At 66.8% G+C, this 26,598-nt stretch carries 21 protein-coding genes; 12 read left to right on the plus strand and 9 right to left on the minus strand.

The window, feature by feature from the left end; translation table 11 throughout:
• Positions 1 to 26: 26 nt before the first annotated feature.
• Entirely contained in the window at positions 27 to 1,514 is a 1,488-nt protein-coding gene (locus ACWGQ2_RS10325) for an SDR family oxidoreductase (protein ID WP_452016905.1), read from the minus strand.
• 132 nt (positions 1,515 to 1,646) lie between these two features.
• Here ACWGQ2_RS10325 and ACWGQ2_RS10330 point away from each other — a divergent pair, with 132 nt between their 5' ends.
• From ACWGQ2_RS10330 to ACWGQ2_RS10340, 3 genes are all read left to right on the plus strand, one after another.
• The gene (locus ACWGQ2_RS10330) at positions 1,647 to 4,226 is read left to right on the plus strand and encodes an ATP-dependent DNA ligase (RefSeq protein WP_452016907.1); all 2,580 of its coding nucleotides are present in this window, start codon (positions 1,647 to 1,649) and stop codon (positions 4,224 to 4,226) included.
• 75 nt (positions 4,227 to 4,301) lie between these two features.
• Positions 4,302 to 6,779, plus strand: coding sequence for a phosphoketolase family protein (locus ACWGQ2_RS10335; protein WP_452016909.1), 2,478 nt, complete (start codon positions 4,302 to 4,304; stop codon positions 6,777 to 6,779).
• 58 nt (positions 6,780 to 6,837) lie between these two features.
• Positions 6,838 to 7,305, plus strand: a complete 468-nt coding sequence (locus tag ACWGQ2_RS10340) for an SRPBCC family protein (RefSeq protein WP_452016911.1) — start codon at positions 6,838 to 6,840, stop codon at positions 7,303 to 7,305.
• A gap of 141 nt (positions 7,306 to 7,446) precedes the next feature.
• Here ACWGQ2_RS10340 and ACWGQ2_RS10345 read toward each other — a convergent pair whose 3' ends face one another.
• A complete protein-coding gene (locus ACWGQ2_RS10345; protein WP_452016913.1) occupies positions 7,447 to 8,448 on the minus strand; it encodes an SDR family NAD(P)-dependent oxidoreductase in 1,002 nt (333 codons plus the stop codon).
• A gap of 108 nt (positions 8,449 to 8,556) precedes the next feature.
• Between ACWGQ2_RS10345 and ACWGQ2_RS10350 the strand changes: the two genes are divergently transcribed.
• The gene (locus tag ACWGQ2_RS10350; RefSeq protein WP_452016915.1) at positions 8,557 to 9,597 is read left to right on the plus strand and encodes a LacI family DNA-binding transcriptional regulator; all 1,041 of its coding nucleotides are present in this window, start codon (positions 8,557 to 8,559) and stop codon (positions 9,595 to 9,597) included.
• A 90-nt stretch (positions 9,598 to 9,687) separates the two neighbouring features.
• Here ACWGQ2_RS10350 and ACWGQ2_RS10355 read toward each other — a convergent pair whose 3' ends face one another.
• Positions 9,688 to 10,791, minus strand: coding sequence for a GTP pyrophosphokinase (locus tag ACWGQ2_RS10355; protein WP_452016917.1), 1,104 nt, complete (start codon positions 10,789 to 10,791; stop codon positions 9,688 to 9,690).
• Positions 10,792 to 10,939: 148 nt separating this feature from the next.
• On the opposite strand from ACWGQ2_RS10355, the gene ACWGQ2_RS10360 reads away from it, so the two are divergent.
• The 4 genes from ACWGQ2_RS10360 to ACWGQ2_RS10375 are packed head-to-tail and all read left to right on the plus strand — an operon-like array spanning position 10,940 to position 14,075.
• Entirely contained in the window at positions 10,940 to 11,686 is a 747-nt protein-coding gene (locus ACWGQ2_RS10360) for an alpha/beta hydrolase family protein (RefSeq protein WP_452016919.1), read from the plus strand.
• 33 nt (positions 11,687 to 11,719) lie between these two features.
• Positions 11,720 to 12,634, plus strand: a complete 915-nt coding sequence (locus tag ACWGQ2_RS10365) for a carbohydrate kinase family protein (RefSeq protein ID WP_452016921.1) — start codon at positions 11,720 to 11,722, stop codon at positions 12,632 to 12,634.
• A 47-nt stretch (positions 12,635 to 12,681) separates the two neighbouring features.
• On the plus strand, positions 12,682 to 13,212 hold the full coding sequence (locus tag ACWGQ2_RS10370) for a YbhB/YbcL family Raf kinase inhibitor-like protein (RefSeq protein ID WP_452016923.1): 531 nt from the start codon (positions 12,682 to 12,684) through the stop codon (positions 13,210 to 13,212).
• Positions 13,213 to 13,271: 59 nt separating this feature from the next.
• Positions 13,272 to 14,075 (plus strand): HAD family hydrolase, encoded by an 804-nt coding sequence (locus ACWGQ2_RS10375; RefSeq protein WP_452016925.1) that lies wholly within the window; start codon positions 13,272 to 13,274, stop codon positions 14,073 to 14,075.
• A gap of 1 nt (position 14,076) precedes the next feature.
• On the opposite strand, the gene ACWGQ2_RS10380 is transcribed toward ACWGQ2_RS10375, so the two are convergent.
• From ACWGQ2_RS10380 to ACWGQ2_RS10390, 3 genes are read right to left on the minus strand one after another with little or no spacing between them, the layout of a single operon-like run.
• Positions 14,077 to 14,811 carry a phosphatase PAP2 family protein gene (locus ACWGQ2_RS10380; protein WP_452016927.1) on the minus strand — a complete coding sequence of 245 codons (735 nt, stop codon included), beginning with the start codon at positions 14,809 to 14,811 and terminating at the stop codon, positions 14,077 to 14,079.
• Positions 14,808 to 16,106, minus strand: coding sequence for an alpha/beta hydrolase-fold protein (locus tag ACWGQ2_RS10385; RefSeq protein WP_452016929.1), 1,299 nt, complete (start codon positions 16,104 to 16,106; stop codon positions 14,808 to 14,810). The genes ACWGQ2_RS10380 and ACWGQ2_RS10385 overlap by 4 nt, the downstream gene beginning before the upstream one ends.
• Positions 16,103 to 18,679, minus strand: a complete 2,577-nt coding sequence (locus ACWGQ2_RS10390; protein ID WP_452016931.1) for a bifunctional lysylphosphatidylglycerol flippase/synthetase MprF — start codon at positions 18,677 to 18,679, stop codon at positions 16,103 to 16,105. The genes ACWGQ2_RS10385 and ACWGQ2_RS10390 overlap by 4 nt, the downstream gene beginning before the upstream one ends.
• 137 nt (positions 18,680 to 18,816) lie before the next feature.
• Here ACWGQ2_RS10390 and ACWGQ2_RS10395 point away from each other — a divergent pair, with 137 nt between their 5' ends.
• The gene (locus tag ACWGQ2_RS10395) at positions 18,817 to 19,638 is read left to right on the plus strand and encodes a glycerophosphodiester phosphodiesterase family protein (protein WP_452016933.1); all 822 of its coding nucleotides are present in this window, start codon (positions 18,817 to 18,819) and stop codon (positions 19,636 to 19,638) included.
• Here the strand turns inward: ACWGQ2_RS10395 and ACWGQ2_RS10400 are convergent.
• Entirely contained in the window at positions 19,635 to 19,805 is a 171-nt protein-coding gene (locus ACWGQ2_RS10400; protein ID WP_452016935.1) for a hypothetical protein, read from the minus strand. The genes ACWGQ2_RS10395 and ACWGQ2_RS10400 overlap by 4 nt on opposite strands.
• Before the next feature lie 137 nt (positions 19,806 to 19,942).
• Here ACWGQ2_RS10400 and ACWGQ2_RS10405 point away from each other — a divergent pair, with 137 nt between their 5' ends.
• A complete protein-coding gene (locus ACWGQ2_RS10405; RefSeq protein WP_452016937.1) occupies positions 19,943 to 21,052 on the plus strand; it encodes a glycerate kinase in 1,110 nt (369 codons plus the stop codon).
• Positions 21,053 to 21,059: 7 nt separating this feature from the next.
• Here the strand turns inward: ACWGQ2_RS10405 and ACWGQ2_RS10410 are convergent, their stop codons facing one another.
• Entirely contained in the window at positions 21,060 to 22,373 is a 1,314-nt protein-coding gene (locus ACWGQ2_RS10410; protein WP_452016939.1) for a uracil-xanthine permease family protein, read from the minus strand.
• Positions 22,374 to 22,518: 145 nt separating this feature from the next.
• On the opposite strand from ACWGQ2_RS10410, the gene ACWGQ2_RS10415 reads away from it, so the two are divergent.
• Complete coding sequence (locus ACWGQ2_RS10415; protein WP_452016941.1) at positions 22,519 to 23,394, plus strand: SDR family NAD(P)-dependent oxidoreductase; 876 nt, start codon at positions 22,519 to 22,521, stop codon at positions 23,392 to 23,394.
• Positions 23,391 to 24,791 carry an aldehyde dehydrogenase family protein gene (locus ACWGQ2_RS10420; protein WP_452016943.1) on the plus strand — a complete coding sequence of 467 codons (1,401 nt, stop codon included), beginning with the start codon at positions 23,391 to 23,393 and terminating at the stop codon, positions 24,789 to 24,791. The genes ACWGQ2_RS10415 and ACWGQ2_RS10420 overlap by 4 nt, the downstream gene beginning before the upstream one ends.
• Positions 24,792 to 24,872: 81 nt before the next feature.
• Here ACWGQ2_RS10420 and pgm read toward each other — a convergent pair whose 3' ends face one another.
• Positions 24,873 to 26,504, minus strand: a complete 1,632-nt coding sequence (pgm, locus tag ACWGQ2_RS10425) for a phosphoglucomutase (alpha-D-glucose-1,6-bisphosphate-dependent) (RefSeq protein ID WP_452016945.1) — start codon at positions 26,502 to 26,504, stop codon at positions 24,873 to 24,875.
• Positions 26,505 to 26,598 lie beyond the last annotated feature (94 nt).

A 26,598-nucleotide genomic window follows, 5' to 3' on the forward strand; every position in this document is an offset into this window, starting at 1 on the left:
AACCCTGGTCAAACAGGGGATTGCTGCTAGGTAGCGTCTGCCTGGGCCAGCCGCGCGGCCTGGCGGGTGATGTTCTTCGCCATGGACGGGAAGATCAGTCCGTGGAAAGGGTAGATGAGCCACCAGTACAGCCGGCCCAGCAGGCCGCGGGGGAAGTAAATGGCACGCTGGCTGTAGACGCTGCCCTCGCCGTCGGGGTCTACCCGCAGCTCCAGCCAGGCCTTGCCGGGAACCCGCATTTCCGCCCGAAGGCGAAGCAGGGTTCCGCGCTCCAGCAGTTCCACGCGCCACCAGTCAACGACGTCGCCGGTGAGCAGCTTGGACGGATTCCGCCGCCCGCGGGTCAGGCCGGCGCCGCCCACGGTCTTGTCCAGGACGCCGCGGATGGCCCACGCCATCGGCAGGGAGTACCAGCCGTTCTTGCCGCCGATTCCCTCAATGACCTGCCAGATGTGGGCCGGATCAACAGCGGAGCCGCGGCGGCGCTGGTCCACATAGACCGTCTGCCCGGCCCAGTCCGGGTCCGAGGGCAGCGGTTCGGAGGCCAGGTCCGCTGCGCTGGAGGCGCTGGCCCAGGTGGTCTCCACCTCGTTTCGTGCCTCTTTGCCCAGTGCCCGGGTGACGGCGTCGTGGTAGTTGGTCAGCCCGCCTTCCGGGGCGGGAATGTAGTCGTTGATGTCCCGTTCCTTGGCCACCGCATCGTGCTGCAGGGACTCGACCAGTGGCCGGGACATGGCCAGCGGAATCGGTGTCACCAGGGCTACCCACAGGCCGGCCAGCTTCGGGGCGGGGATCGGCAGGGCGTAGATCCGGCGCGTGGGCAGTCCGGCCACTTCCGCGTAGCCGTTCATGATGTCCGCGTACTCCAGGACTTCCCCGGAACCGATGTCGAAGGTGCGGTTCAGGCCTTCTGGCAGGTCCGCTGCGCGGACCAGGTAGTGCAGGACGTCGCGGACGGCGATCGGTTCGATCTTGCGGCGGACCCAGCTGGGGGCCGGCATGACCGGAAGGGTTTCGGTGAGGTGGCGGATCATTTCGAACGACGCCGAACCGGAGCCGATCACCACACCGGCCTGGAACACGACCGCGGGAACCGCGCCGTTGAGCAGTATTTCCCCGACGGCGGTCCGCGAGGCCATGTGCGGGGAGAGCTCGCCTTCGTTCGGGTGCAGACCGCCCAGGTAGACGATCCGTTTGACGCCTGCCTTTTCCGCGGCGGAGGCCACGATGTTGGCGATGTCCTCCTCCTGCTTGGCGAAGCCCTTGCCCGAGGCCATGGAATGAACCAGGAAGTACACGGTGTCCACGTCCTGGAAGGCGCTTTCCACCGATTCGGCGTCGGAGAGGTCGCCCTGCACTATTTCGACGTCGTCATGCCAGGGGACATCGTTGAGCTTCTCCGGGGACCGGACCAGCACCCGGACGGTGCGTCCGTCCGCCAGGAGCAGTGGAACCAGGCGTCCGCCAATATAGCCCGTGGCTCCGGTGACCAAGACCCGCGCAGTGTCCGTCATTTTCCCAACATACACACCGGCGGACCCGCTTCGGGGGGCCTTGCACTATCCCTCCCAAAAACACCTCAACATTTTGTAAGCATGCTGATGTCTACTGGATATTGCCGCATAATCCCGGTAAGACTAGAGGGCATGGCGACAACGGGAACGGCCCCGAAGCAGCGGCAAACGGTCAACGTGGAGGGGCACCGCCTGCGCCTGACCTCGCTGGACAAGGTCCTGTACCCGGAAACGGGAACCACCAAAGCGGACGTCCTGTCCTACTACGCCGCGATCGCCCCAACGCTGATTCCCTACGCGCGCAACCGCCCGGCCACCCGCAAACGCTGGGTCAACGGCGTCGGAACCCCGGATGACCCCGGGCAGGTTTTCTTCCAGAAGAACATCGACGACTCCGCGCCGAGCTGGGTCAAGCGCTACACGATCGAGCACAAGGACCATGCCAACGTCTATCCGCTGGTCAACGACCTGGCCACACTGACCTGGCTCGCCCAACTGGCAGCACTGGAAATCCACGTTCCCCAGTGGCAGTTCGGGCCGCGGGGAGTCCGGCAGAACCCGGACCGGCTGGTGCTGGACCTTGACCCCGGAGAAGGAGCTTCCCTGGCCGAGTGTGCTGAGGTGGCACGCCTGGCCCGCAGTATCCTCACGGACATGGGCCTGGATGCACGTCCCGTTACCAGCGGCTCCAAGGGCATCCATCTCTACGCCGCACTGGACGGCGGGCAGACCTCGGAGGAGGTCAGCGCCGTCGCACATGAACTGGCCCGCGCACTGGAAGCCGACCACCCGGATCTGGTGGTCAGCGACATGAAAAAGACGCTGCGCAAGGGCAAAGTCCTGGTGGACTGGAGCCAGAACAACGCCAACAAAACCACCATCTGCCCCTACTCCCTGCGCGGACGATTCCACCCCATGGTCGCTGCGCCGCGGACCTGGCAGGAACTCGAGGACCCGGACCTGGCGCAGCTGGACTACGAGCAGGTCCTGGACCGCATCGAGGACATCGGGGATCCGCTGGCCGGCATGCACACGGGCGAAGCTGATTCCGGGGTACTGGAATCGGACGCCGAACCGGACAAGCTGCACAAGTACCGCAGCATGCGCGACGCCGCGAAGACTCCCGAACCAGTGCCCGCCGAAGCGCCGAAGGCAGTGGAAGGGGACGGCAACAGCTTTGTCATCCAGGAACACCACGCCCGTCGGCTGCACTGGGATTTCCGGCTGGAGCGCGACGGCGTCCTGGTCTCCTGGGCAGTTCCCAAAGGCCCGCCGACCTCGCCGGACAAAAACCACCTGGCTGTGCAGACCGAGGACCATCCGCTGGATTACGGCGGTTTCTCCGGAACGATTCCGAAAGGCGAATACGGTGCCGGTGAGGTCACCATCTGGGACCACGGCACCTATGAGACGGAGAAGTGGCGCCCGGACAAGGAAGTGATCGTGACCGTTCACGGCCAGCCCGACGGCGGCCTGGCGCGCGACGGGTCGGCGGTGCGCCGCTTCGCCTTCATCCACACCGGCGGGCAGGACGGAAAAAGCAACTGGCTGCTGCACCTGATGAAGGACCAGACGTCCAGACCTGCTGAACCGGCCAAGCCCACGGGGAAGTCGAAGAAGAAAGACGAAGAGAACCCTGCCGAGGTGACCAAGGCTGCAGCGAAGGCGCGTCCGGATCCGCTGCCCCTGCCGGACGGCGCCGCGGTGAAGAAGGACATTCAGGACTCCGGCATGCCGTCGCTGAAGCCCATGCTGGCAACGCTGGGTTCAAAGGCAGACATTAACGACGACGCCGAGTGGGCGTTCGAGATGAAATGGGACGGCGTGCGGGCCATCGCCGAAGTGACTCCCGAAGGCACCCGTCTGATCAGCCGCAACGGCAACGATATGACGGTGGCGTACCCCGAACTACAGGAGCTCGGCGGCGCGCTGAACGGTGAACGGGCCGTGCTGGACGGGGAAATCGTCGCCCTGAACAAGGCCGGACGGCCGGACTTTGGCCTGCTCCAGCCGCGGATGCACCTGACCCGGGCCCGCGACGCTGAAGCCGCGGCCGCCAAGACCCCGGTGCAGTTTATGGTTTTCGACCTGCTTTGGCTGGACGGAAACTCGCTGCTGGAGCTCAGCTACGAACAGCGCCGCGAAATCCTTGAACAGGCCGTTGAATCGAGTGAAGACGACGGGCACGTCCAGGTTCCGCCGGCCCTGGACCTGGGCATGGATGACGCGGTTGAGGCCAGCAAGGAGCTGGGGCTTGAGGGTGTGGTGGCGAAACGGAGGTCCGCGGACTACTCAGCCGGCACCCGGTCACGCAGCTGGATCAAGCTCAAGAACCAGTTCAGCCAGGAAGTGGTCATTGTGGGCTGGCGGCCGGGCCAGGGAAACCGGGCCAACAAGGTCGGGTCACTGCTCGTGGCGGTTCCGGACGGGACCGAGCTGCAGTACATCGGCCGCGTCGGATCCGGGCTCAGCGAGAAGGACCTGGCCCTGGTGGGATCCCGCCTGAAGAAGCTCTCCCGCAAGACCGCACCGCTGGACGACGTGCCCGGGGCCGACGCCTCCGACGCGCGCTGGGTCCGCCCGGTCCTGGTTGGTGAAGTCACCTATGCCGAGCGCACCGGAACCGGCAAACTCCGGCACCCCGTCTGGCGGGGGCTGCGGCCGGACAAGAAGCCCTCCGACGTCGTCCCGGAAATCCCAGCACCGTCCTAGGACAACCGTCCAAAGAGCACCGTCCTAAGCCAGTCCTCAGACCGTCCACCACCCCCAACCGGGAGGAACGAAGCGATGACCGACACCCGAACCCCTGAAGAACGACTGCCCGGCACCGCGCTGCCGCCGGAAAGCCAGCTGCAGGCGGTGGATGCATGGTGGCGGGCGGCCAATTACCTCTCCGCCGGGCAGATTTACCTGCGGGATAACCCGCTGCTGCGCCGTCCCCTTGAACCGGGCGACGTGAAGGCCCGGCTGCTGGGGCACTGGGGAACCACCCCCGGCCTGAACTTCATTTACGCGCACCTGAACCGACTGATCAATGAGACCGGCCAGGAGTTCCTGTTCATCACCGGTCCCGGGCACGGCGGTCCGGCGAACGTGGCGAACGCCTGGCTGGAAGGCACCTATTCGGAGATATACAGCCACGTCGGTGAAGACGAGGACGGGCTGCACACCCTGTTCAAGCAGTTCTCCTATCCCGGCGGCGTGCCCAGCCACGCGGCGCCGGAAACCCCCGGTTCAATCCACGAAGGCGGCGAGCTGGGCTACTCCCTGGCCCACGCCTACGGCGCAGTGTTCGACAACCCGGAACTGGTCGCAGCCACGGTCATTGGCGACGGTGAGGCGGAAACCGGCCCGCTGGCTGCGTCCTGGCACTCGAACAGCTTCCTGGACCCGGCAGTGGACGGTGCGGTGCTGCCCATCCTGCACCTGAACGGCTACAAGATCGCCAACCCCACCATCCTGTCCCGGATGCCCGAATCCCAGCTGGTGAAGCTGCTTGAGGGCTACGGCTACCGCCCGCACTTCGTCACCGTGCAGGATCCCGACGCCGTGATGGCCGCCCACGAGGACTTCGCCGCGGCCCTGAGCACCTGCCTGGCCGAAATCCATTCAATCCGGGCCCCGTACCGGACCGGCGAGAAGCTCGCGGTTCCGGCCGACGCTCCCGGTGCCGCCGACGTCGACCCCCATGCGCCGCGCTGGCCGATGATCGTGTTCCGTTCCCCCAAGGGCTGGACCGGGCCGCGGGAAGTGGACGGCAAGCCAGTGGAGGGCACCTGGCGGGCACACCAGGTGCCGCTGTCCGAGGTGAATGAGAACGACGGACACCGTGCCCAGCTCGAAGACTGGCTGCGCTCCTACCGGCCGGAAGAACTGTTCGACGGCGACGGTCGGCTGCGCGGCGAAATCGCCTCCCTGGCACCGGCCGGGAACCTGCGCATGAGCGCCACCCCGTACGCCAACGGCGGCCGGCTGCTGCAGGACCTGCGGCTGCCCTCCTATTCGGAGTTCGCCGTCGACATCCAGGAACCTGGTGGCGAACGGGTGAGCCCGATGCTGAACCTGGGCAGGTACCTCGCAGAGATCATCCGGCGAAATCCGGAGAACTTCCGGATCTTCGGCCCGGATGAGACGGCGTCGAACCGGCTGCAGGAGGTTTACGGCGTCACGGACAAGGTCTGGCAGCAGCGGATCGAGAAGGTGGACGAACACCTGGCCCGCAGCGGTCGGGTGGTGGAAGTGCTCAGCGAGCACCTCTGTGAAGGCTGGCTGGAAGGCTACCTGCTCACCGGCCGGCACGGCGTCTTCAACTGCTACGAGGCCTTTGTCCACATTGTCGACTCGATGTTCAACCAGCACGCCAAATGGCTGAAGGTCAGCCGGGACCTGTCCTGGCGCCAGCCCATCGCATCCCTGAACTACCTGCTCTCCAGCCACGTGTGGCAGCAGGACCACAACGGGTTCTCGCACCAGGACCCCGGGTTCATCGACCATGTGGTGAACAAAAAAGCCGACGTCATCCGGGTGTACCTGCCGCCGGACGCGAACACGCTGCTGGCGGTCACCCAGCACATCCTGGGTACCCGGGACCGTGTGAACGTGGTGGTTTCCGGCAAGCAGCCCGCCCCGGTCTGGCTGAACCCCGAGCAGGCGAAGCTGCACGTCAAGCGTGGCATCGGCGTCTGGGACTTTGCAGGCAGTGAAGGCGGCGGTCCCGGCCCGCAGCCGGATCCCGACGTCGTCATGGGCTGTGCAGGGGATGTGCCCACGCTTGAAACCATCGCTGCCGCTGCCCTGCTGAAGGAGCGGCTGCCTCAGCTGCGGATCCGGGTGGTGAACGTAGTGGACCTGATGCGGCTGCAGGACTCGGCCGAGCATCCGCACGGGCTCTCCGACCGCGACTTCGACACCCTGTTCACTCGGGAATCGCCCGTCATTTTCGCGTACCACGGCTATCCGTGGCTCATCCACCGGCTGACTTACCGCCGCACCAACCATGCAAACCTGCACGTGCGCGGCTACAAGGAAGAAGGCACCACCACCACGCCCTTCGATATGGCGATGCTGAACCAGATCGACCGGTTCCAGCTGGCCATCGACGTGCTGGACCGCGTACCGTCGCTGGGGTCCACCCAGGCCGGCTTCCGGCAGTGGCTGCAGGATGAGCGGGAGCGCTGCCGCCAGTACACCCGCGACGAGGGGCAGGACCCGCCCTTCATCAGCGGCTGGACGCTCGAAGAGGCGCAGCGCTCAACACAAGACTAGGTTTCCCGCGGGCTACCGCCCGGCGGGATGGCATGATCCATCTACACGAAGGAGAACTATGTCCAACGAGCAGTCAACCATTACCGTTTCCCGCGTCATCGACGCCTCGGCAGGGGATATCTTCCACCTGCTCTCCAATCCGGAGCGGCACCACGAGCTGGACGGCTCAGGCATGGTGGTTTCGGATGAGAAGACAGACCGCATCGCCGCGGTGGGAGACGTCTTCACCATGAACATGTCCAACGCCAAGATGGGTGACTACAAGACGGACAACCACGTCACCGGCTTCAGCCACAACCAGCTCCTGGCCTGGCAGACCGCCGTGGCCGGAACCGAGCCGGCCGGCTGGGAGTGGATGTGGGAGCTGGACTCGCTGGGTCCGGACTCCACCGAAGTCACCCTCACCTACGACTGGAGCAAGGTCACGGACAAGGAAACCCTGAAGAAGGTCTCCTTCCCAATGATCAGCAAGGAAGAGCTTGAAGGCTCGCTGAACAAGCTGGCCGCTGCGGTCTCCGGCTCCTAACTCTCCTAACCACCGCCGAGAGGCCAGTTACGGCTCTTATCAGGCCCCAAACGAGCCGTAACTGGCCTTTCGAACGAGGAGAGTACGACGGCGGCCGGTCCCCTGATGGGGGCCGGCCGCCGTTGTTGTGCGGTACGGGGTTTAGCCCGCGGACCAGCCGCCGTCGGAGGGCATGATGGCGCCGTTGATGTTCACCGAGTCATCGCTGAGCAGGAACGTGATGGACGCTGCGAGGTCCTCGGCGGAGGCCAGGCCCGGGATCAGGACGCGGGCCGGAGCCAGGCGGGCTTCGCCGTACTCGGAGGTCTTGCCGCCCATTGGAATGCCGGTGGCCACACCGCCCGGAGCAACCGCGTTGATGCGTATGCCTTCCTTGGCATACATAAAGGCGGCGCTCTTGGTGATGCCCACAACCGCGTGCTTGGAGGCTGTGTAGGCCACGCCGGACGCGGAGCCTCGCAGGCCAGCCTCGGAAGTGACGTTCACGATCGTGCCCTTGCGGGCTTCGAGCATGGCGGGCAGCACGGCGCGGGTCAGGCGCACCAGGCCGTCCACGTTCACGGCGAAGATCTTCTGCCACATGGCGTCGGAAACCTCGTGCAGCGGGCTGAAGTCGTCATTGATGCCGGCAACGTTTGCCAGGCCGTCGATCTGTCCTCCGGCGGCGGCGATGATCCGGTCCACTGCCTCGAGATCGGTGAGGTCAGCCGCTACCGGAACGATGGCTTCGCCGAGTTCTTCGGCCAGTTCCTTAATCTTCAGCTCGGCAATGTCGACGGCAACCACGCGGCCGCCTTCACGGGCGATCCGGGAAGCGGTGGCGCGGCCGATGCCGGAACCTGCACCGGTGACGATGACCGTCTTGCCCTTGAACCGGTCGGCAACGGTGGGCAGGGCATCCTCTTCGAGTTCCGGCATGACGCCGCCGTTGGCCTGCATCACCAGTCCGTCAACGGCAGCCTGCGGCATCTGTCCCTGGCTGAGGTCCACCAGCTGCTGAAGCTTGAGTCCGAGTGCCGGTCCGAGGGAAGCCTCGTCGCTTCCGGTCTGCGCCAGGAAGCCACGCAGGATGGGGCCGCCCTCCGGGTGGTCGAGCCACTCCTGGATGGTGTTCTGGGCTGTCAGGGGCTTGTTGGCCGCCATGGACGTTCCTTTCGATCGATGGAGCGGCCGTGGATGCGCGGCCACCGTAACTTACACGTGTAAGTAAAGTGTATCTTCGAGGGATCAGTTGGTCACGAAAGGAACCCCGTGCACCGCAAGGTCACTTCGCACGACGTCGCCCGCGCTGCCGGGGTATCCCGGGCTACCGTCAGCTACGTGCTCAACGGCCGAAGCGGGCAGAGCATATCGGAGACAACCCGGCAGCGTGTCCTTAGCGCGGCGGCGACACTCGGCTACGCGCCGTCGACCGCAGCCCGGACGCTCCGCCGGGGGCAAAGCGACCTGGTGCTGATGCTCCTGCCGCCCGAACCGCTGGGACGGGCACTGGCAATGGTGCTGGATGCTGCGTCAGACCAGGTGGAGCGCTACGGGCTGCGGCTGATTGCGCACCGGCTGCCGGCGTCGGGCGGGGCCGTGGAACTGGTCCGGTCGCTCGCGCCCGCCGCCTTGATCCTCACCACGCCGCTGTCCGCCGAAGAACTCGCCGCCCTGCGTTCCCTGGAAGTGCCGCTGGCGTCGCTGCAGCAGGAAATGGACGATCCGCTGGGTCCGGACCTGGGCATTGGCGCGCTGCAGGTCACGCACCTAGCAGAAGCCGGGCATACCCGCCTTGGCGTTGCCGTGCCGGATTCACCCGGCTATGCCTGGCGTGTGGCGGTGCGGCTTGCAGCCATCGAACACGCCTGTGCCCGGCTTGGGCTGCGTCCACCCGCCGTGGAGCGGATTCGCCTGCAGGCGCCGGACGCCGCTGCCGCCGTCGCGCGCTGGACGCAGGGGCCGGAACCGGTGACAGGTGCGTGCGCGTTCGACGACGACTACGGCTTCGCGCTGCTGTCCGGACTGGTCTCACACGGTCTCTCCGCGCCGGCGGACCTCGCCGTCATCGGCGCCGAGGACCTTCCGCTGGCCGGGCTGGCAGTACCGCCGCTGACCACCGTGAGCGTGCACGCCAGAATGCTGGGCGCCCTCTTCACGCAGCTGGCGATCGCGCCGCTGCTGGGCGCAGACGCAGACGCTGACGCGGACGCACACGTTGACAGCCAACTGGGCGGCTCACGGCCAGGATCAGAAACCACGGCAGGGCAGCCGGTACCTCCCGTGACCCTGGTTCAGCGTGCGTCCGCCTAAGGGCGGATCCGCTCTCCAGAAAAGGGACCGGTTTGCGGTTTTGCTGCCGGTTACGAGCGGGAGCAAAACCGCAAACCGGCAGCAGAATTGTCAGGCCTCCCGGGCGCGGTACAGCTGCATCTGCCGGTAGCGCCGGCCCAGGGATTCACGCCGGGGCTTGGACGGAGCATCCTCCGGCTCGGCCGTGAGGTCGATGTGTGCTTTGCCAAACCGCCAAAGCAGCAGGTCATCCAGCAGGCGGTCCGGCCCCGGTGAGTAGCGGTGGTCCAGGGCAGCGCGGACCTCGGTGATGGCCTCGGCCTGCAGCAGCCCGGCCAGGTCCATGGTGGTCTTCAGGCCGTGCGCGGCCAACAGTTCCGCCGCCCAGCCCCAGTCATCCCCGGCTTTCCGGTTCACGTGGGGCAGCAGCGTCATCCAGACGTGCCGGATCCGGTTGGGTGTCAGCGGAGCTGACCCTTCGCCCTCTTCGTCCCAGAAACCGGTGACGGTCTCATAGCGTTCGTGCAGTTCGGCGAATTCGTTCTCCACCGTTTCCAGCATGGCGGCCGTGGCAATGAACTGCCGGTCGAAGTAGGGGCTCCAGGCCCGCGGGTCGCCGGCCTTGAAGCGGATGTCATGCTCAATCTCGGACCAGGCGTGGGCCAGCACGGTGCGGATCTGCACTTCGAAGAGGTAGCTGCCGTTCGGCTTCTGCGCTGGCTCCAGCATCCGGTGGAAGTCCCGGACCGTCTCATTCTGGATGGTGCGCAGGATCAGGTGCCGGCTGGAATAGCCGTACGTTCCCGACTCGATGGAGCCGATGTCCTTTTCCCGGTCTCCGCGGCAGTCGAACTCTGCGCGCTGCCGCTTGATCAGGTTGGCCGCCTCATCAACCTCGTGCGGCAGGGTCATGATGACGCGGACGCCCACCAGATCCGTAAGGTTCCGCAGCGGATCCGGAAAGAGCAGGGTGGGGACTTCATCCGGGTTCTCCGGCGGCAGGGTGCGGGACGCCTTGTCCCGGAAGGACTCCACTGACTTGGTCCGTGAAGCGATAAACAGCGGCTTGACCGTGCTGTCCTCGAACACCGCCCGCAGGCTGGCTTCCATTTCCGCCGTCACGGACTCCAGCGCCGGGCGCACCCGGGCATACTCCTCCGTGCTGGCCTGGACCACCGGGCGAAGCCGGTCATCCAGGGTGTCCCACGCGCTCACGTCTGTCCTTTCGCAGTTTCTGCCAGCCTATGGCACACCGCAGACACCGGCGGGGCCGGCGGCGGTTAGGCTCATCTCCAGATTAGGACGACGGCGGCCCGCCCGGCGCAGCCGGCAACCTGCGCCTGCCCCGGAAAAGGAACTCCCCATGCCACAGCGGTTCACCTACGGCAGCCATGCCGAACAGTTCGGGGAGCTGACGCTCCCGCACGGAGAGGATACGGTGCGCGGGACCGTCGTGATCATCCACGGCGGGTACTGGCGGGCCGCGTACTCCCTGGAACTGGGGCGTCCGCTGGCGGCGGACCTGGCCGGACGGGGATGGGCCGCCGTCAACCTTGAGTACCGCCGTGCCGGTAACGGCGGCGGCTGGCCGCAGACCTTTGAGGACATCAGTGCGGGCATTGATGCGCTGGCGGATCTGGAGGAACTGGCCGGGGTCCCCGGTCCGGTAATCGCGCTGGGGCACTCGGCCGGCGGCCATCTGGCCGTCTGGGCCGCTGGACGGAAGGATCCGAAGGTGCCGCTGGACGCCGTCGTCAGCCAGTCAGGGGTCCTGGATCTGATGCGTGCCCGGGAACTGGGGCTGAGCAGCGGTGCGGCGGAGAACTTCCTCGGCACGGGTCCGGAGGAGGACCCGGAGCGCTGGAAGGCGGCTGACCCGGTCCGCACCGTTCCGGCGCCCGTCCCGGTGTTCGTCCTGCACGGCTCCGAAGACACCACGGTGCCGGTGGAACTGGCCGAGAACTACGTGCGGGCAGCCACCGGAGCGGGAGGAACGGCGGAACTGCGGCTGATTCCCGGCGACCATTTTGAGATGATCACCCCGGGTACCGCCGGCTGGGCCGAGGTGCTCCGCGCCGTGGAAGACGCAGCGGGAAATACCTCCGGGTAGCGCCGCCGGGTCCGCGGTCGGTAGGTTGAGTCCGTGATCACAGTCATCGGCGAAGCCCTCATCGACGAAGTCCTCAGCGACACGGCACCGCGCCGTTCCCACCCCGGAGGCAGTCCGCTCAACGTGGCCGTCGGCGTTGCGAGGCTGGGCCGGCCGGTACAGTTCGCGGGACGCTACGGCACCGACGCCTACGGTGTGCTGATCGCTGAGCACCTGAAGAACAATTCCGTTCTGGCTGCCCTGCCGGCGGATGACCGGCCCACGAGTGTTGCCACCGCGACGCTTGATCCGGCCGGCGGCGCCCGGTACACCTTCGACCTGGAGTGGACGCTGCCCGGTCTGGCGGGCGAACTGCCGCGCCTGCTGGAAGGCACCACACTGCTGCACACCGGCTCCATCGCCACCATGCTCTCGCCGGGGGCACATGAGGTGCTCACCGCCGTCGAGCGGGCGCATCCGCAGGCCACCATCACTTATGACCCGAACTGCCGGCCCACCATTATCACTGACGCCTCTTACGCCAGGGAACAGGCGGAAAAGTTTGTCCGCCTGGCCGACGTCGTGAAGGCCTCCGACGAGGACCTTGCCTGGCTCTACCCGGACCAGCCGGTGGAGGACGCCGCCCGGGCCTGGCTGGAGATGGGGCCCGCCGTCGTCGTCGTTACCCGCGGATCCCGCGGGCCCTGGGCGGTGGCAGCCTCAGGGAGCTGTGAGGCCGCGGCGCCCGCCGTAGCGGTTGCGGACACTGTTGGGGCAGGGGATTCGTTCATGGCCGCCCTGATTGCCGGGCTGATGGACCGGGATTTCGATGGCGCTGCACGCCGCCCGGAGCTGCGGAAGATCGGCGTCGGGGACCTGGAGGCGATCCTCGCCTATGCGGCGCGGGCAGCAGCCATCACCGTATCCCGGCCCGGCGCGGACCCGCCCCGGCGGAGTGAACTGCTCTAGAACCTCCGGCCTTCCCGCCGGCCGGACGAACGAAAGGAACCGTGCCCATGGAACCGTACGATCCCACCGAAGACCTGCCTCCGGTTCCCTCATTCGAGGTCACCAGCACCAACTTTGCGAACCGCGGGCCGATGGCGCCGTCGCAGTACGCCACCGGCGCCGTGCCTGGCGGGCGTGACGCTTCCCCGCAGCTGTCCTGGACCGGCTGGCCCGAAGCAACCCGCAGCTTCGCCGTCACCATGGTGGACCCGGACGCACCTATTCCCGGCGTGTTCTGGCACTGGGCCGCAGTCAACATCCCGGTGGAAGAAACCTCCATCACCGAGAATGCATCCCGCTCCGGCATGCCAGAAGGCACGCTGCAGCTGTTCAACGAGCTGGGGGAGCCGGGCTACACCGGTGCGGCCCCGCCGGTGGGGCACGGAAAACACCGCTACTTCGTGATGGTTCATGCCCTGGATGTGCCGCTCCTGGACGTAGCCGAGGACACGCGGCCCGGAGTGCTGTCCATGGCACTGCGCGGCCACACCCTGGCGCGCGGGCTCATCGTGGGAACGGCTGAGCGCCCCGGAAGCTGACGCCTGGCCATCTGCCGCCTGCTTTCCGGCTAGGCTGGAAGTCAACGGAAGGGCGGGGCATGCGGCTGGTAGCAAGTGACCTGGACGGGACCATTGTCGGCCCGGACAACAGGATCAGTGACCGGACCGTGAACGCTTTCCAAAAATGCGCCGACGCCGGCATCCACGTGGTTTTTGTCACCGGCCGGCCGCCGCGCTGGCTGGGACCCATCCGTGACCAGCTGCGCCACACCGGCACCGTCATCTGCTCCAACGGCGCGATCCTCTATGACCTTGAAACCGCCCAGGTGATCTGGTCCAGGCCGCTGGAACTGGACGGCATGTTCCAGGCCGCCCGAATTATCCGCGGCCTGTATCCGGCGGTCCGCTTCGCGGCGGAAACCGTTGAGGGCTTCCACCTGGAGCCGGGCTTCCTGCAGGACGCCGGAGCTGACCTGCTAGGCGCGGTGCCTCCCGCGCCGCTGACCGAATCCCTGGATCCGGGAAGCCGCGTGGTGAAATTCCTTGCGCGGGTGGAGGACGTCCACCCGGACGAATTCCTTCAGAGGGTGAAGCCCGAGGTTGCGCACCTGGTCTCCACCACCCATTCAGCGCCGTCAATCCCGCTGCTGGAAATGTCCGCCCGTGGTCTGGACAAGGCCGTGACGCTGGCGGACTACGCCGGTTCCCTGCAGATCGAGGCGGCTGACGTCGTTGCGTTCGGCGACATGCCCAATGACCTGGGGATGCTGGGCTGGGCAGGGCGCGGCTACGCCATGGCATCCGGGCACCCCGCCGTCCGTGCTGCCGTGTCCCGGCAGGCTCCGCCGTTCGCCGAAGACGGCGTGGCACAGGTGCTGGAAGACCTGCTGCGCGGCCGGTAGCCTACGTTGCCGGAAGGTTCCGGATCCGGCGTGCGTGCAGCAGCTGATGAACAGTAATGAGAATGGCCAGCCATGCCAGGCCCAGGCTCCAGGCGACCAGTACATCCGTCAGCCAGTGATGGCCCAGATACACCCGGCTTAGTCCAACGGCCACAATAAACACCGCGGCCGTCAGGACCGTAATGATGCGGGCCCGCTTCGAATCCAGGTAGATGAACAGCAGATAAGCGATGGTTCCTGCCACCACCATGGAGTTCAGCGAATGCCCGCTCGGAAATGACGCGGAGTACTCGTAGGGCGGAACGGCGTCGGTAAGCGGCGGCCGGGCCCGTCCCACCAGGGCTTTGCCGGTCACCGTCATCAGCAGGGAGCCGGCCGCTGCTGACGCCGTGAGGATCAGGGGAGTCCAGCTGCGCTGCCACCGGCACAGCACCGCGACGGTCGCCGCGGCCAGAAGCGGAAGGCCGATGGTTCCGCCCAAATTCGTCAGCCACGTCACCGACGTATCCAGTACCGGAGAACGCAGCTCCTTGGCCAGGGCAAGAACCGGATGGTCCAGGGCGGCGACGCCGTCCTCCTCCGCCACAGCTTCATAGACGCCTCCGGCCACGAGGGCCAGCAGCAGGGCAGGGATCAGCCCGGCGGCAAGGGTGAGCAGCAGCACCCCGTGTCTTCCCAGCGTCTGCGCGGCACGGGAGAGTGTGCGCGCCAGCCGGTCCGTGGGAGTCTCACTCATTGTCCAAGTATGCCAAGGCGCCGGCCCAGCCAGTCCAGGTTGCCGGACAGCCCGGCCTTCCACACCTGCCAGGAGTGTCCGCCGGGCAGCTCCTGCAGCTGCACGTCCATGCCTGCGGCCTTCGCGGCGTCGTACACCTGGCGGCCCTCACCGTTGTAGACGCCGTCGTCCTTGCCGATCACAACGATCCCGGCTGTGTTGGGGAAACTCTGCTTCTTGAGTACGTCCAGCGCGTTCTGAGCCGCGAAGGCGGACGCGTCCCCGCCGAAGTAGGTGTCCAGCAGTGACTGGATCCCGCCGGGGATGGTCGGTTCGTTCTCCCCGGCAATATCGATGAAGGTGGGGAAGGCATCCGGGAAGTTCACAGCCAGCTGCAGGGCGCAGGTGCCCCCGTAGGAATAGCCCGCAGTGGCCCACTGCTGCGGGCCGCTGAGCCCGGCAGAAAGGTTGGCCTGGATCCAGCGGGGAACATCCTCGGCCAGGTAGGTTGCTCCGCGTCCCTGCTTCGAGTCCAGGCAGAGCGACCAGTTGGAGTTGGTTCCGCCGGAGAGATCGGGAAGGACGACCACGGGTGCCAGCCCGTGGTGCTGTGCCGCGAAGTCGTCCATCACCTGCTGCAGCTGCCCGCCGGCGAACCAGTCGGCCGGAGCCCCGGGCTGCCCGTGCAGGGCAATCAGCACCGGCAGGTTCTGGGCGTGGGGTGTGCCGAGGTAGGCAGGCGGGAGGTAGACGAGGCTGGATCCGGCAGCATATCCGGAGCCGGACTCTGGGATTTGGACACTGTAGACCCCACCCTGTGAGGGCATGTTCGACGGCGGCGTCCAGTTCGCTTCCGTGCTCGGTGTTGTGTCCTGGCCGGAGGTGAATCTTCGCAGCGGCACCTCACCGCTGGATTCGCCCGGCCGCACCACCAGCGATTCGAGGGTGGGGTACTGGCCGTAGGCAACGTTGGCCGCCGACGCCGATGCCAGCAGCACAACGGCCGTGGACAACACGGTCAGGATTTTGGCGACGACGCCGCGGCTGAGCCTCCAGCGTGGAACAACAAGCAGCAGTGCCAATATTCCACTGGCGGAATATATGTAGAGGTACCGGGGAAAAGACGCGTTCCACCAGGAGAGCAGCAATTCAGCTGCCACGAACAGCAGTACGGTTCCGGCTGCAGCGCCGATCAGTGCAAACGGCACTACCCGGGTGACGTACCGCCGCGGTCCCCAGCACAGCCAGCACAGACCCGCCACGCCGAGGCTGAAGACAATGACCGGGACCGGACCCGAGGTCAGTGCCAGGTTCATCGCTGGGTGCCCATGATCCTGCGTGCCATGGTGAACGTCTGCCCCACGGACACGTGCGGCAGGTATGCCCGGCCAAGAGCATTCGCAATCGCCGGCAGGGACGCAGAATCCAGATAGGTCATGTAGAGGGGCACATATTCCGGCTGGAACTTGGCCTTGTAGGCCAGCAGGGACCGGAAGCCGTACACCGGCTCCAGGGTGGTGCCCAGCCGGTCCATCAGCCATTCGAGCGCAGGCGGCGCGGCGGACCGGGGCGCAGTGCCTGCTGCAGCGGCTCCGTCCCCGGAAGCTGCCGTGGAGGAGGCCTCGTTCCTGGCCAGCGGTGCACCGGAGAGGCTGAGCAGGCTGAAACCCTCATCCTGCAGGGACAGTGCGGCCGAGGCGATGAGGAAGTCCATGGCTGCGGGGAAACCCCGTGCCCGCCGGCGCATAAAGTCCAGGGTCCAGCCGATGATCTCCCCGTCCCGGTAGATCGGCAGCCAGGAAGTGACACCGTGCACCGTGCGGTCCTGGTCCACTGCGAGCAGCAGCCGCACGCCGTCGTCGTCAATTTCTTCAATCCCGCCCAGCGTGAAACCCATTTCCGGCATCTGCTTTTCTGCCACCCACTCCTCTGAAATGGCGTTGATCTGGTCCAGGACGGACAGAGGCGCACTGCGGTAAGTGGTCCATTCCGCACGGATTCCGGCCTTGCCCGCACGGTTGAAAGCTGTCCGCACGTCCTGGAACCGCTTGCCGCGGAAGGCAAGGGATCCGAGTGGAAGCAGCGTCTCCTCCGCCACCTGGAGGTCAGTGTGCCCCAGCCCGGCGGACGCTTCCCGCGTTGTTTCGTTCACGGAATAGAAGCAGGCGGTGACACCGGCTTCCGCACAGTACGCAGCGAAACCGTCCACGGATCCGCGCAGCTCCTCCGGCGGTCCCACCGGGTCGCCGACGGTCAGCGCTACGCCGGAACCCAGGCGGTACGCCACATAGGAATTCCCGGTGGGGGAAAACCAGTAGGAGTTGCCGCTCCAGAGCGTCATCCAGGCCATGGTGCTGCCGCCGCTGGACGTCAGGATGGTCCTGGCGCGTTCCTCGTCCATGGCAAAACGGCTGTAGGCAGGTTCAAGGAAAGAACGGACAAGCAGTACGCAGGTCAGTGCCCAGAACACCACGCCAACGCCCTCGTAGAGGAGGATTGCGGGCGGGGACTGCGGAAGCAGTTCCGGCGAAACCGCGATGAGCTGCGAGACCGGCAGGAAACGCAGGGGCAGGTCTTCGAGGAGGTCCGGCAGACTGGCCTGGGGTGTGAAGCCGCTGCGCAGCAGCAGGCCGCCTCCCACCCAGGCGGCGCCAAGGATGACGCCGGCGGTCGCGCAGGTCAGGAAGAGCCTCCGGTAGGTGCCCGGCGGTGCGGACACGGCAAACAGCCGTCCGGAGGCTGCCAGCAGCACAAACACAAGCAGCGGAAGCAGCATGGGAAGCACCAGGGCCAGGGGCTGCACACTTCCGCCGACGCCGTACACCCCACCCGTGTATCCGGACAGGAAGATGACTGTGCGGATGGCCCCGGCCAGGGTCATGAGACCCTGCAGGATCAGGGCGCTGATCCAAGCGAACCGGCGTCCTCGCCGCAGCCCGTCCGCGAAAACAATCAGCAGGACCTGCGGCAGCACTGCCAGGAAGAATGCTGCGGGTCCGGCGCTCTGCTCCAGCCTGGCGGTCCGGCACTCGGCCTGCATGCCCGGATCAGCGCAGATGTTGGCCAGGGCCACGGGATCCAGTGTTTCGGCGTTAGTGAACAAGTACGCGAGGACGGCCAGGGGCCCCACTGCCCGCGTGTTCAGCGCGGCGATGACCGGGCCGACGGCGGTGGCCACCACCAGCAGGCCCACCAGGACCCTGGCTTCCCGCCGGCTGGAGACCAGGCTGCGGGGCCAGTGCGGCCGCCGTCCGAACAGATACGGCCCGGCCAACCCGCCGGCGACAGCTGCTCCCAGGTACATCACGTCACGCAGCGCTCCAGAGTACAGGGCCAGCACCACCAGCAGGGTGTACAGTCCCAGCCGCACCCGGCGGCGCCAAAGAGCACCCATGCCGGCCGACGCGGCGGCCGCGAGGCCGCAGATCATTGCCACGGGGCCCACGAAGGAGTCCGTGCTGAGTTCCCGTCCCCAGGCCTCGAAGACTCCCCTCAGCGCTGCGGCAAAGCCGATACCAGCCAGCGCGCCGATGACCTGTGTGCCCACCGCGGCGGCGAGGAACCGGCGGCTGCCGAGCAGCCGCTCCACGGGAAGGCCAACCGCCAGGGCGAGCAGGGTTCCGCTGATGTACCCGGCCAGGCTGTTGGCCCACAGCGCGGAGAGCAGCAGTGCCGGCCAGTAATCCGGCAGGGTATCCACCGAGACGCTCACCCAGGGCAGGAGCGGGGGTTCGGGGCCGTCCACGATTGAGGAGGTCAAGATGCCCAGGAACCAGAACAGCACCAGGAAGCTCAGCGTTACCGGGGACTTGGCCAGTGTTCCGTGCAGTCCGTCCGCGGGCCAGCGGAGCCAGCGTCCCGCTGTCCGCCGGGCAGAACTGTGCTGCATGCGGCCACCTCCATGGCTTGCCGGCGCGGGTGGGAAGGCTTCCGTCCCCCGAGTGCAGCCAGTCTAATTCCGGGACCCTGTCTGCGGACCGGGGAGCCGCACAAGTTCGTGCGCCGGCAGAAGATAAAGTACGTGAAGTGAGCGCACCCCTGCCGTACTTCACCCCTCCGTCCGCGTCGCTGCCCCCTAACGCCGGCACCGCCGTTCCGCTGGGCCTCTCCCACCGCGGCTTCAGTCCAGAGGGGAAGGAAAACACTATGGCAGCCTTCCAGGCAGCCGTGGACCTGGGCTTCGGGTACCTGGAAACCGACGTCCGCACCACCAGCGACGGCGTGCTCATGGCGTTCCATGATGAGACCCTGGACCGGGTCACCGACGCATCCGGGCCGATCAGCGCCCGCAGCCTGCGCGAACTGCGCGAAGTCCGCGTCGGCGGAACCGAGCCGATCCCCACGCTGGAAGAAGTGCTTGTCCGGTGGCCGGGCGTGCGCCTGAATGTGGATATCAAGGACGCCGCCGGAGCTGCGGCACTGGCTGCACTGATCGAAAAGCACCAGGCCCATGACCGGGTGCTGGTGACCTCCTTCTCCGACCGGCGGCGGCTGGACTGCCTGCGCCGGCTGTCCCGGCCGGCCGCAACCTCTGCCGGATCTGCCGGCACCGCAGCGCTGCTGCTGCTCTCCCCGCTGGGCCTGGGCGGACTGGTGGCCCGGCTGGGCCGCTTCCGCTGTGTCCAGGTGCCGGTCAGCTACCGCGGCATCCCCGTGGTGCGGGCAGGATTCCTCCGCCGCTGCCACCGCGCAGGTATCCAGGTACACGTCTGGACGGTCAACACCCGTCCGCTGATGGAAGGCCTGCTGGACCTGGGTGTGGACGGCCTGGTCTCTGACCGGGCGGACCTGCTGTCCCAGGTGCTTTCCGCCCGGGGTGCCTGGCCGCAGGGGCCAGGGAGCGCTTAGCTCAAGGGAGCGCCGGGCGCGCCGCCGCTGGCCGCTGTTCGCAGCTCCGCGATCCGCAGCCGAAGGAACACGATCACCAGGACCAGCGCCCAGATTCCCAGCACCGCCACCGCCAGAAGCCCGAGCACGATTCCAAAGACCACTTCCCCGCCTGACATAGCCATCATTGACTCTTCCCCCATGTTTGAGACTTCCGGCGGGCGGCGGACTTGCGGGAAGTCTATAGGCACCGCGCCGCGCGGCAGGGCGGGACCCGGGCAGGCAGGCTGTGCCGCACCCGGCAATCGCTGGCAGGATGTAAGCCATGCGCGTGCTCATAGCCCCGGACAAGTTCAAAGGCAGCCTCACCGCTGAGGAAGCCGCCGCCGCCATGGCGCAGGGGGTGCTCTCCGTCTATCCGGACGCGGACGTCACCCGCGTTCCAGTCGCCGACGGCGGTGAAGGCACCCTCGAAGCTGCACTCGCCGCCGGGGCCGAGGAACGCACTGCGAGGGTCCGTGGACCGCTGGGCCGGGAAGTCACCGCCGTCTGGGCAATGGACGGCACGACGGCGGTCTTGGAAACGGCGCGTTCTTCCGGGCTGATGCTTGTTGAACCGTCCGTGCAGACGTCCCTGGCGGCGTCGAGCTTTGGCAGCGGGCAGCTGATCACGGCGGCGCTCGACGCCGGGGCGCAGGAAATCATTCTGGGGATTGGCGGGTCAGCGATGACCGACGGCGGTTCCGGGGCGCTGACCGCCCTGGGCCTGCGGATCCTCGACGCCGGGGGCGAGCCGGTTCCTCCTGGCGGTGCCGGCCTGGCAGTGGCCGCCGCCGTCGACGCATCCGGACTGGACCCGCGGGTGAAGGGTACCCGGATCCGGATCGCCGCGGACGTCACCAACCCGCTCACTGGGCATAACGGTGCCGCGCACGTCTTCGGCGGGCAGAAGGGTGCTGATTCCTCGGCCCGGCTACTGCTGGATGAGGCGCTGGGGAACTGGGCCCGGCTGCTGGAGGAGGCAACCGGCGTCGACGTCGATGTTCCCGGTGCCGGGGCGGCCGGCGGTTTTCCCTCGGCGTTCCTGGCGTTCACGGATGCCCGGATTGAGCCGGGGTTTGAGCTGATTGCCGGACTAGTGGGCCTGATGCCGGCACTGGCCCAGGCAGACCTGGTGCTCTCCGGGGAAGGTTCGATCGACGAGCAGTCCCGGTACGGAAAGGCGCCGCTGGAGGTGGCACGGCTGGCCGCGGAGCGGGGAATCCCGGTGGTGCTGGTAGCCGGCGCGATCACGCTGAGCCCGAAGGTGCTGGCCGAGTACGGGGTGGAGGCGGCGGTCAGCGTACTCGATCTGGCCCAGAGCCCCCAGGATGCGATGGCGCGGGCAGAGTTCTACGTCGCCCGCGCCACGCAGGCGGCCCTCGAAGGGGCCTAGGTACCTCTTAGCCCAGGCTGGACGGCTTGGAGCCGACGTCTTCCTGCGGCTCGTCGGGCATGGTGCCGCGCCAGCGGGCGATCGCCATCATGCCGTGGTAGATCACCAGGGTGGCGGCGGTCCCCAGGGCGATGCCTTCGAAGGTCAGGCCGCCAACGTTCCAGGTGTAGTTCGCGATGCCGACCACCAGGGCAACACCGGCCACGGAGAGGTTGATCGGGTTGGAGAAGTTCACGCGGTTATCCACCCAGATCCGGACACCCAGAATGCCGATCATGCCGTAAAGCACCACACCGGCGCCGCCGAGCACACCTGGGGGAATGGTGGCGATCAGGGCGCCGAACTTCGGGAACAGGCTCAGCAGCACGGCGGTGATGCCGGCAACCCAGTAGGCAGCCGTGGAGTACACCCGGGAAGCGGCCATGACGCCGATGTTCTCCGCGTAGGTGGTGGTGCCCGAACCGCCGCCGGCGCCGGCCAGCATGGTGGCAACGCCGTCGGCCATCAGCGCCCGGCCGGTGTACGGATCGAGGTTCCGGCCGGTCATGGCGGCAACGGACTTCACGTGGCCGATGTTTTCGGCGACCAGGACCAGCACCACGGGAACGAACAGGCCAATGACGTTGAAGTGGAAGGTGGGGGCCATGAAGTCGGGCAGGCCGAACCAGGCGGCGTCGTTGATGGCGGAGAAGTCCACCTCGCCCTGCACGATTGCGGCGGCGTAGCCGGCCAGCACACCAACGAGGATGGAGAGGCGGCCGATCAGGCCCTTGAACAGCACAGTGGTCAGCAGGATCACCACCACCGTGACTGTGGCGGTGATGGGCCCGGCCTCATAGTTTGTGCGGGTGGTGGGTGCCAGGTTCAGGCCGATCAGGGCCACGATCGCACCGGTAACGGTGGGCGGCATCAGGACCTGGATCCAGCGGGTGCCGGCCAGCTGCGCAGCCAGGCCGATCAGGAACAGGGTGGCGCCGGCCATGATGATGCCGCCCAGGGCACCGGCGGGTCCGTGCTGGTTCACCGCGGCGGCGATCGGGGCGATGAAGGCGAAGGAGGAACCCAGGTAGCTGGGGACCTTTCCGGCGGTGATGATGAGGAACAGGATGGTTCCGACGCCGGAGAAGAACAGTGTGGTGGCCGGCGGGAAGCCGGTCAGCAGGGGAACCAGGAAGGTCGCTCCGAACATGGCCACCACATGCTGGGATCCGATCCCGATGGTCCGCGGCCAGCTGAGTCTTTCATCGGGTGCTACGAATGAGCCGGGAGTAACAGTTTTGCCGTTCCCGTGGAGTTTCCAGTCTGTGCCGAACCTGCTCATGCGTGTGCCTTCCAAAGGACAAAGGGGGATTGATTCGTGGAGAATGTTACCGGCGGGGCTTCTGTGCCACGCTATGTTGCACGCACCAGCAATTTTACCGGGAAAGCAGTTGGGTCGATGGCGGCCTGTGACGGACGGATCATACGTGGGAATTACAGTTTCTGGACGGACAGTACTCATTACCGGAGCGGCCATGGGCATGGGCCTGCTGTACGCCGAACGGGCGGTGCGTGAAGGGGCCAAAGCGGTGGTGCTCTGGGACCGGAACGCCGAGGCCCTGGAGGCTGCGGCCCAGCGGCTGCGCGGACTCGGATCCTCCGCCGTCGTGCCGTACACACTGGATGTCTCCTCCGCTGCCGAGGTAGCCGAAAAGGCCGAGGCCGTGCTGGCGGAACTCGGCGCACCGGACGTGCTGATCAACAACGCCGGCATTGTCCGCGGCAAATACTTCTGGGAGCACACCGGAGCGGACATTGACGCCGTTATGGATGTGAACACTTTGGCTCCCATGCACATCACCCGTGCCTTCCTGCCGGGCATGATCGAACGCCGCACCCCGGCCCGGATCCTGAATGTGGCGTCCGCGTCGGGAACCCTCTCCGTGCCCAAGATGAGCGTCTATACCGCCTCGAAGTGGGCAGTGATCGGCTGGAGCGATTCACTGCGCCTGGAACTGGACGAAGCCGGCCACGGCCACGTTCAGGTCACCACCCTGATTCCCAGCTACATCAAGACCGGCATGTTTGAAGGTGCCCGGGGCCCGCTGATGACACCGCTGATGGAACCTGAATACGTAGTGGACAAGGCCTGGAAGGCGCTGCTGGACGGCAAGGCCCGGGTGCAGCTGCCGTGGACCGTTCCGCTGGGCAGTGCACTGCGCGGGCTGCTTCCGCAGCCGGCCTGGGACGTGGTGGCGGGCAAGGTCTTTAAGGTCTACCAGTCCATGGACCACTTCACCGGCCGCCCGGCACCGGACTCCCGGCAGGCTTCCGCGGCGGCAGGCAACGGGGACCGGGCATGAGCACTGATCTGCAGACCACGTCCCCTGCGGGCAGCATCCCCGCGCAGGTTGCGGCGGTGCGCAAGGTTTATGAAAGCGGGCGAACCCGGCCGCTGTCCTGGCGGAAGGAGCAGCTGAAGGCTCTGCTGCGGATGCTCTCCGAGCGGGAGCAGGAATTTGCTGCCGCCCTGCGCGAAGACCTGGGCAAAAACCCGCTGGAGGCCTACCTCACGGAAATCTCCATCACCCGGGCCGAAGCAGCCCATGCGTTGAAGAACCTCACTGGCTGGACCCGGAGTACCAAGGTGCCCGTGCCGCTGGGCCTGCAGCCGGCGTCGGCCCGGGTTGAACCGCAGCCGCTGGGCATGGTGCTGATCATCGCGCCGTGGAACTATCCCGTGCAGCTGCTCCTTGCTCCGCTGATTGGTGCGCTGGCCGCCGGCAACGCCGCCGTGCTGAAGCCCAGCGAGCTGGCGCCGAACACCTCCGCTGCGGTCGCCCGGATCCTGCCCGAGTACCTGGACCCGGAAGCCGTGGTTGTGATCGAGGGCGCGCAGGAAGCGTCCCAGGCGCTGCTGGCCGAACGCTTCGACCACATTTTCTTCACTGGCGGTGAGCGGATCGGCAAGATCGTGATGCGCGCTGCCGCCGAGCACCTGACCCCGGTGACGCTCGAGCTGGGAGGCAAGTCTCCCGCCGTCGTACTGGACGGGAACCTGACCGCCATTGCCCGGCGGCTGGCCTACGGCAAGCTGATCAACGCCGGCCAGACGTGCGTGGCACCGGACTACGTCCTGGTCACTGAGGAAGCGGCGCCCAAGCTGCTCAAGGCGCTGGGCAAGGTGGTCCGCGAGTTTGTGGGCAAGGATCCGGCCCGCAGCGCCAACTTCGGGCGGATCGTCAACGAGGGGCACTTCGACAGGCTCACCGGCTACCTGGGCGACGGAACCGTGGTCTCCGGCGGCCGGACCAGCCGGGAAAACCTCTACATCGAGCCCACCGTGCTGACGGACGTGGCCCTGGACGCTCCGGTGATGCAGGAGGAGATCTTCGGGCCGATCCTGCCGGTGGTTCCGGTCCGGGACCTGGAGCAGGCGATGGAGATTATCAACGCCCGGCCTTCGCCGCTGGCGTCCTACCTGTTTACCTCCTCAGCAGCTCAGCAGAGGCAGTTCGAGCAGGGGGTGCGGGCCGGCAGCGTGAACCACAACGCCGCGATTGTGCAGCTGGCCGTGCCGGAGCTGCCCTTCGGCGGAGCCGGCGCCAGCGGCATGGGCGCCTACCACGGCAAGCACTCCTTCGACACGTTCAGCCAGGCACGCCCGGTCTTTTCGAAGGGCACGCTGCTGGATACCCTGCGCGTGGCGTACCCGCCGTACAACGGGTTCAAGACGCGGATCCTGCGCCGACTGCTCTGACCATCGAGATAACAGAAACTGCCCCTATGAGCGCTCATACGGGCAGTTTCTGTTATCTCGTTTTTGTTGTGGAAGAACGGACTAGGAGATCACGGAGTCCACAATTGCCTTCGCCTCGGCCTGGACCTCGCTGAGGTGCTCGGCGCCCTTGAAGGACTCGGCGTAGATCTTGTACACGTCCTCGGTGCCGGACGGCCGGGCCGCAAACCAGGCGTTCTCGGTGGTGACCTTCAGCCCGCCAACCGGTGCCCCGTTGCCCGGCGCTTCAGTGAGGCGCGCGGTGATCTCCTCGCCGGCCAGCGTGGTGGCGGTGACGTCCGACGGCGAGAGCTTGGACAGCGCTGCCTTCTGTTCGCGGGTGGCCGGGGCATCAACCCGGGCGTAGACAGGATCCCCGAAGCGGTTGGTCAGTTCCCGGTAGTGCTGGGAGGGTGTCTTGGACGTGGTGGCGGTGATTTCCGAGGCCAGCAGCGCCAGCAGGATTCCGTCCTTGTCCGTGGTCCAGACCGTGCCGTCCAGCCGCAGGAATGAGGCGCCTGCGGATTCTTCGCCGCCGAATGCCACCTCACCGGAGAGCAGGCCGGGAACGAACCATTTGAAGCCCACGGGAACTTCCATCAGGCGGCGGTTCAGGCTTTCCGTAACCCGGTCGATCATGGAGGAAGAGACCAGAGTCTTGCCCACCATGGCGTCGCTGCGCCAGCCGGAGCGGTTGGCGTAGAGGTACTCGACAGCGGCGGCAAGGTAGTGGTTGGGGTTCATCAGCCCGGCGTCGGGGGTGATGATGCCGTGGCGGTCGGCGTCGGCGTCGTTGCCCGTGGCGATGTCATACCGGCCGGCCTGGGCGATCAGCGATGCCATGGCGTCAGGGGAGGAGCAGTCCATGCGGATCTTCTCGTCCCAGTCCAGAGTCATAAAGCCGAACTGCGGGTCCACGCTGGGGTTCACCACGGTCAGGTTCAGCCCGTACTGCTCGCCGATGGCTCCCCAGTAGTCAACGGACGCGCCGCCCATGGGATCGGCGCCGATGTGCAGCCCGGAACCCTTGATGGCGTCCATGTTCAGAACTGAGCCGAGGTCTCCCACGTAGTGCTGCAGGAAGTCGTAGGCGCCGACTGATTCGGCCAGCCGTGCTTCGCCCAGCGGTACGCGCTGGACGCCGCGGAGTCCGTTCTCCAGCAGTTCGTTGGCCCGGTTGGCGATCCAGGACGTTGTCTCGGAGTCCGCAGGTCCGCCGGAGGGCGGGTTGTACTTGAAGCCGCCGTCTGCCGGGGGGTTGTGGGACGGGGTGATGACGATTCCGTCGGCCTGGTCGGTGCGGGTGGCATTGTGCGTCAGGATCGCGTGGCTCAGGGCCGGGGTGGGCGTGAAGCCGGTTCGCGCGTCGATCAGGACGTTGACGCCGTTGCCGGCGAGGACCTCCAGGGCCGTGTTCTGCGCCGGCTCGGAGAGGGCGTGCGTGTCCTTGCCCATGAACAGCGGTCCGGTGATGCCTGCCCCGGTGCGGTATTCCACGATCGCCTGCGTGATGGCGGCGATATGGGGTTCGTTGAAGGACCCCTTCAGGGAGCTGCCGCGGTGTCCCGAGGTGCCGAAGGCCACGCGCTGGCTGGGATCAGCGAGGTCCGGTGCGACGTCGTAATACGCGTCAAGCAGGGCCGTCAGGTCGACGAGGTCGGATGGTTGGGCAGGAGTGCCGGCTCGGTTAGACATAGACCCAAGCATGCCAAAAATTCGGATGATCCGGCAGACGGCTGTCTTTTTGTGCCCCCGTAACCACATCTGCCCCACCTCCGCGAAAGGCCAG

Source organism: Arthrobacter sp. NPDC055585 (assembly GCF_053619115.1).

What these genes read in the sequence shown, in the direction of transcription:
- ACWGQ2_RS10325 (WP_452016905.1), bottom strand. Translation starts at nt 1,514, where the DNA reads ATGACGGACACTGCGCGGGTCTTGGTCACCGGAGCCACGGGCTATATT.
- ACWGQ2_RS10330 (WP_452016907.1), top strand. Translation starts at nt 1,647, where the DNA reads ATGGCGACAACGGGAACGGCCCCGAAGCAGCGGCAAACGGTCAACGTG.
- ACWGQ2_RS10335 (WP_452016909.1), top strand. Translation starts at nt 4,302, where the DNA reads ATGACCGACACCCGAACCCCTGAAGAACGACTGCCCGGCACCGCGCTG.
- ACWGQ2_RS10340 (WP_452016911.1), top strand. Translation starts at nt 6,838, where the DNA reads ATGTCCAACGAGCAGTCAACCATTACCGTTTCCCGCGTCATCGACGCC.
- ACWGQ2_RS10345 (WP_452016913.1), bottom strand. Translation starts at nt 8,448, where the DNA reads ATGGCGGCCAACAAGCCCCTGACAGCCCAGAACACCATCCAGGAGTGG.
- ACWGQ2_RS10360 (WP_452016919.1), top strand. Translation starts at nt 10,940, where the DNA reads ATGCCACAGCGGTTCACCTACGGCAGCCATGCCGAACAGTTCGGGGAG.
- ACWGQ2_RS10370 (WP_452016923.1), top strand. Translation starts at nt 12,682, where the DNA reads ATGGAACCGTACGATCCCACCGAAGACCTGCCTCCGGTTCCCTCATTC.
- ACWGQ2_RS10375 (WP_452016925.1), top strand. Translation starts at nt 13,272, where the DNA reads ATGCGGCTGGTAGCAAGTGACCTGGACGGGACCATTGTCGGCCCGGAC.
- ACWGQ2_RS10380 (WP_452016927.1), bottom strand. Translation starts at nt 14,811, where the DNA reads ATGAGTGAGACTCCCACGGACCGGCTGGCGCGCACACTCTCCCGTGCC.
- ACWGQ2_RS10385 (WP_452016929.1), bottom strand. Translation starts at nt 16,106, where the DNA reads ATGAACCTGGCACTGACCTCGGGTCCGGTCCCGGTCATTGTCTTCAGC.
- ACWGQ2_RS10390 (WP_452016931.1), bottom strand. Translation starts at nt 18,679, where the DNA reads ATGCAGCACAGTTCTGCCCGGCGGACAGCGGGACGCTGGCTCCGCTGG.
- ACWGQ2_RS10400 (WP_452016935.1), bottom strand. Translation starts at nt 19,805, where the DNA reads ATGATGGCTATGTCAGGCGGGGAAGTGGTCTTTGGAATCGTGCTCGGG.
- ACWGQ2_RS10405 (WP_452016937.1), top strand. Translation starts at nt 19,943, where the DNA reads ATGCGCGTGCTCATAGCCCCGGACAAGTTCAAAGGCAGCCTCACCGCT.
- ACWGQ2_RS10410 (WP_452016939.1), bottom strand. Translation starts at nt 22,373, where the DNA reads ATGAGCAGGTTCGGCACAGACTGGAAACTCCACGGGAACGGCAAAACT.
- ACWGQ2_RS10420 (WP_452016943.1), top strand. Translation starts at nt 23,391, where the DNA reads ATGAGCACTGATCTGCAGACCACGTCCCCTGCGGGCAGCATCCCCGCG.
- pgm (WP_452016945.1), bottom strand. Translation starts at nt 26,504, where the DNA reads ATGTCTAACCGAGCCGGCACTCCTGCCCAACCATCCGACCTCGTCGAC.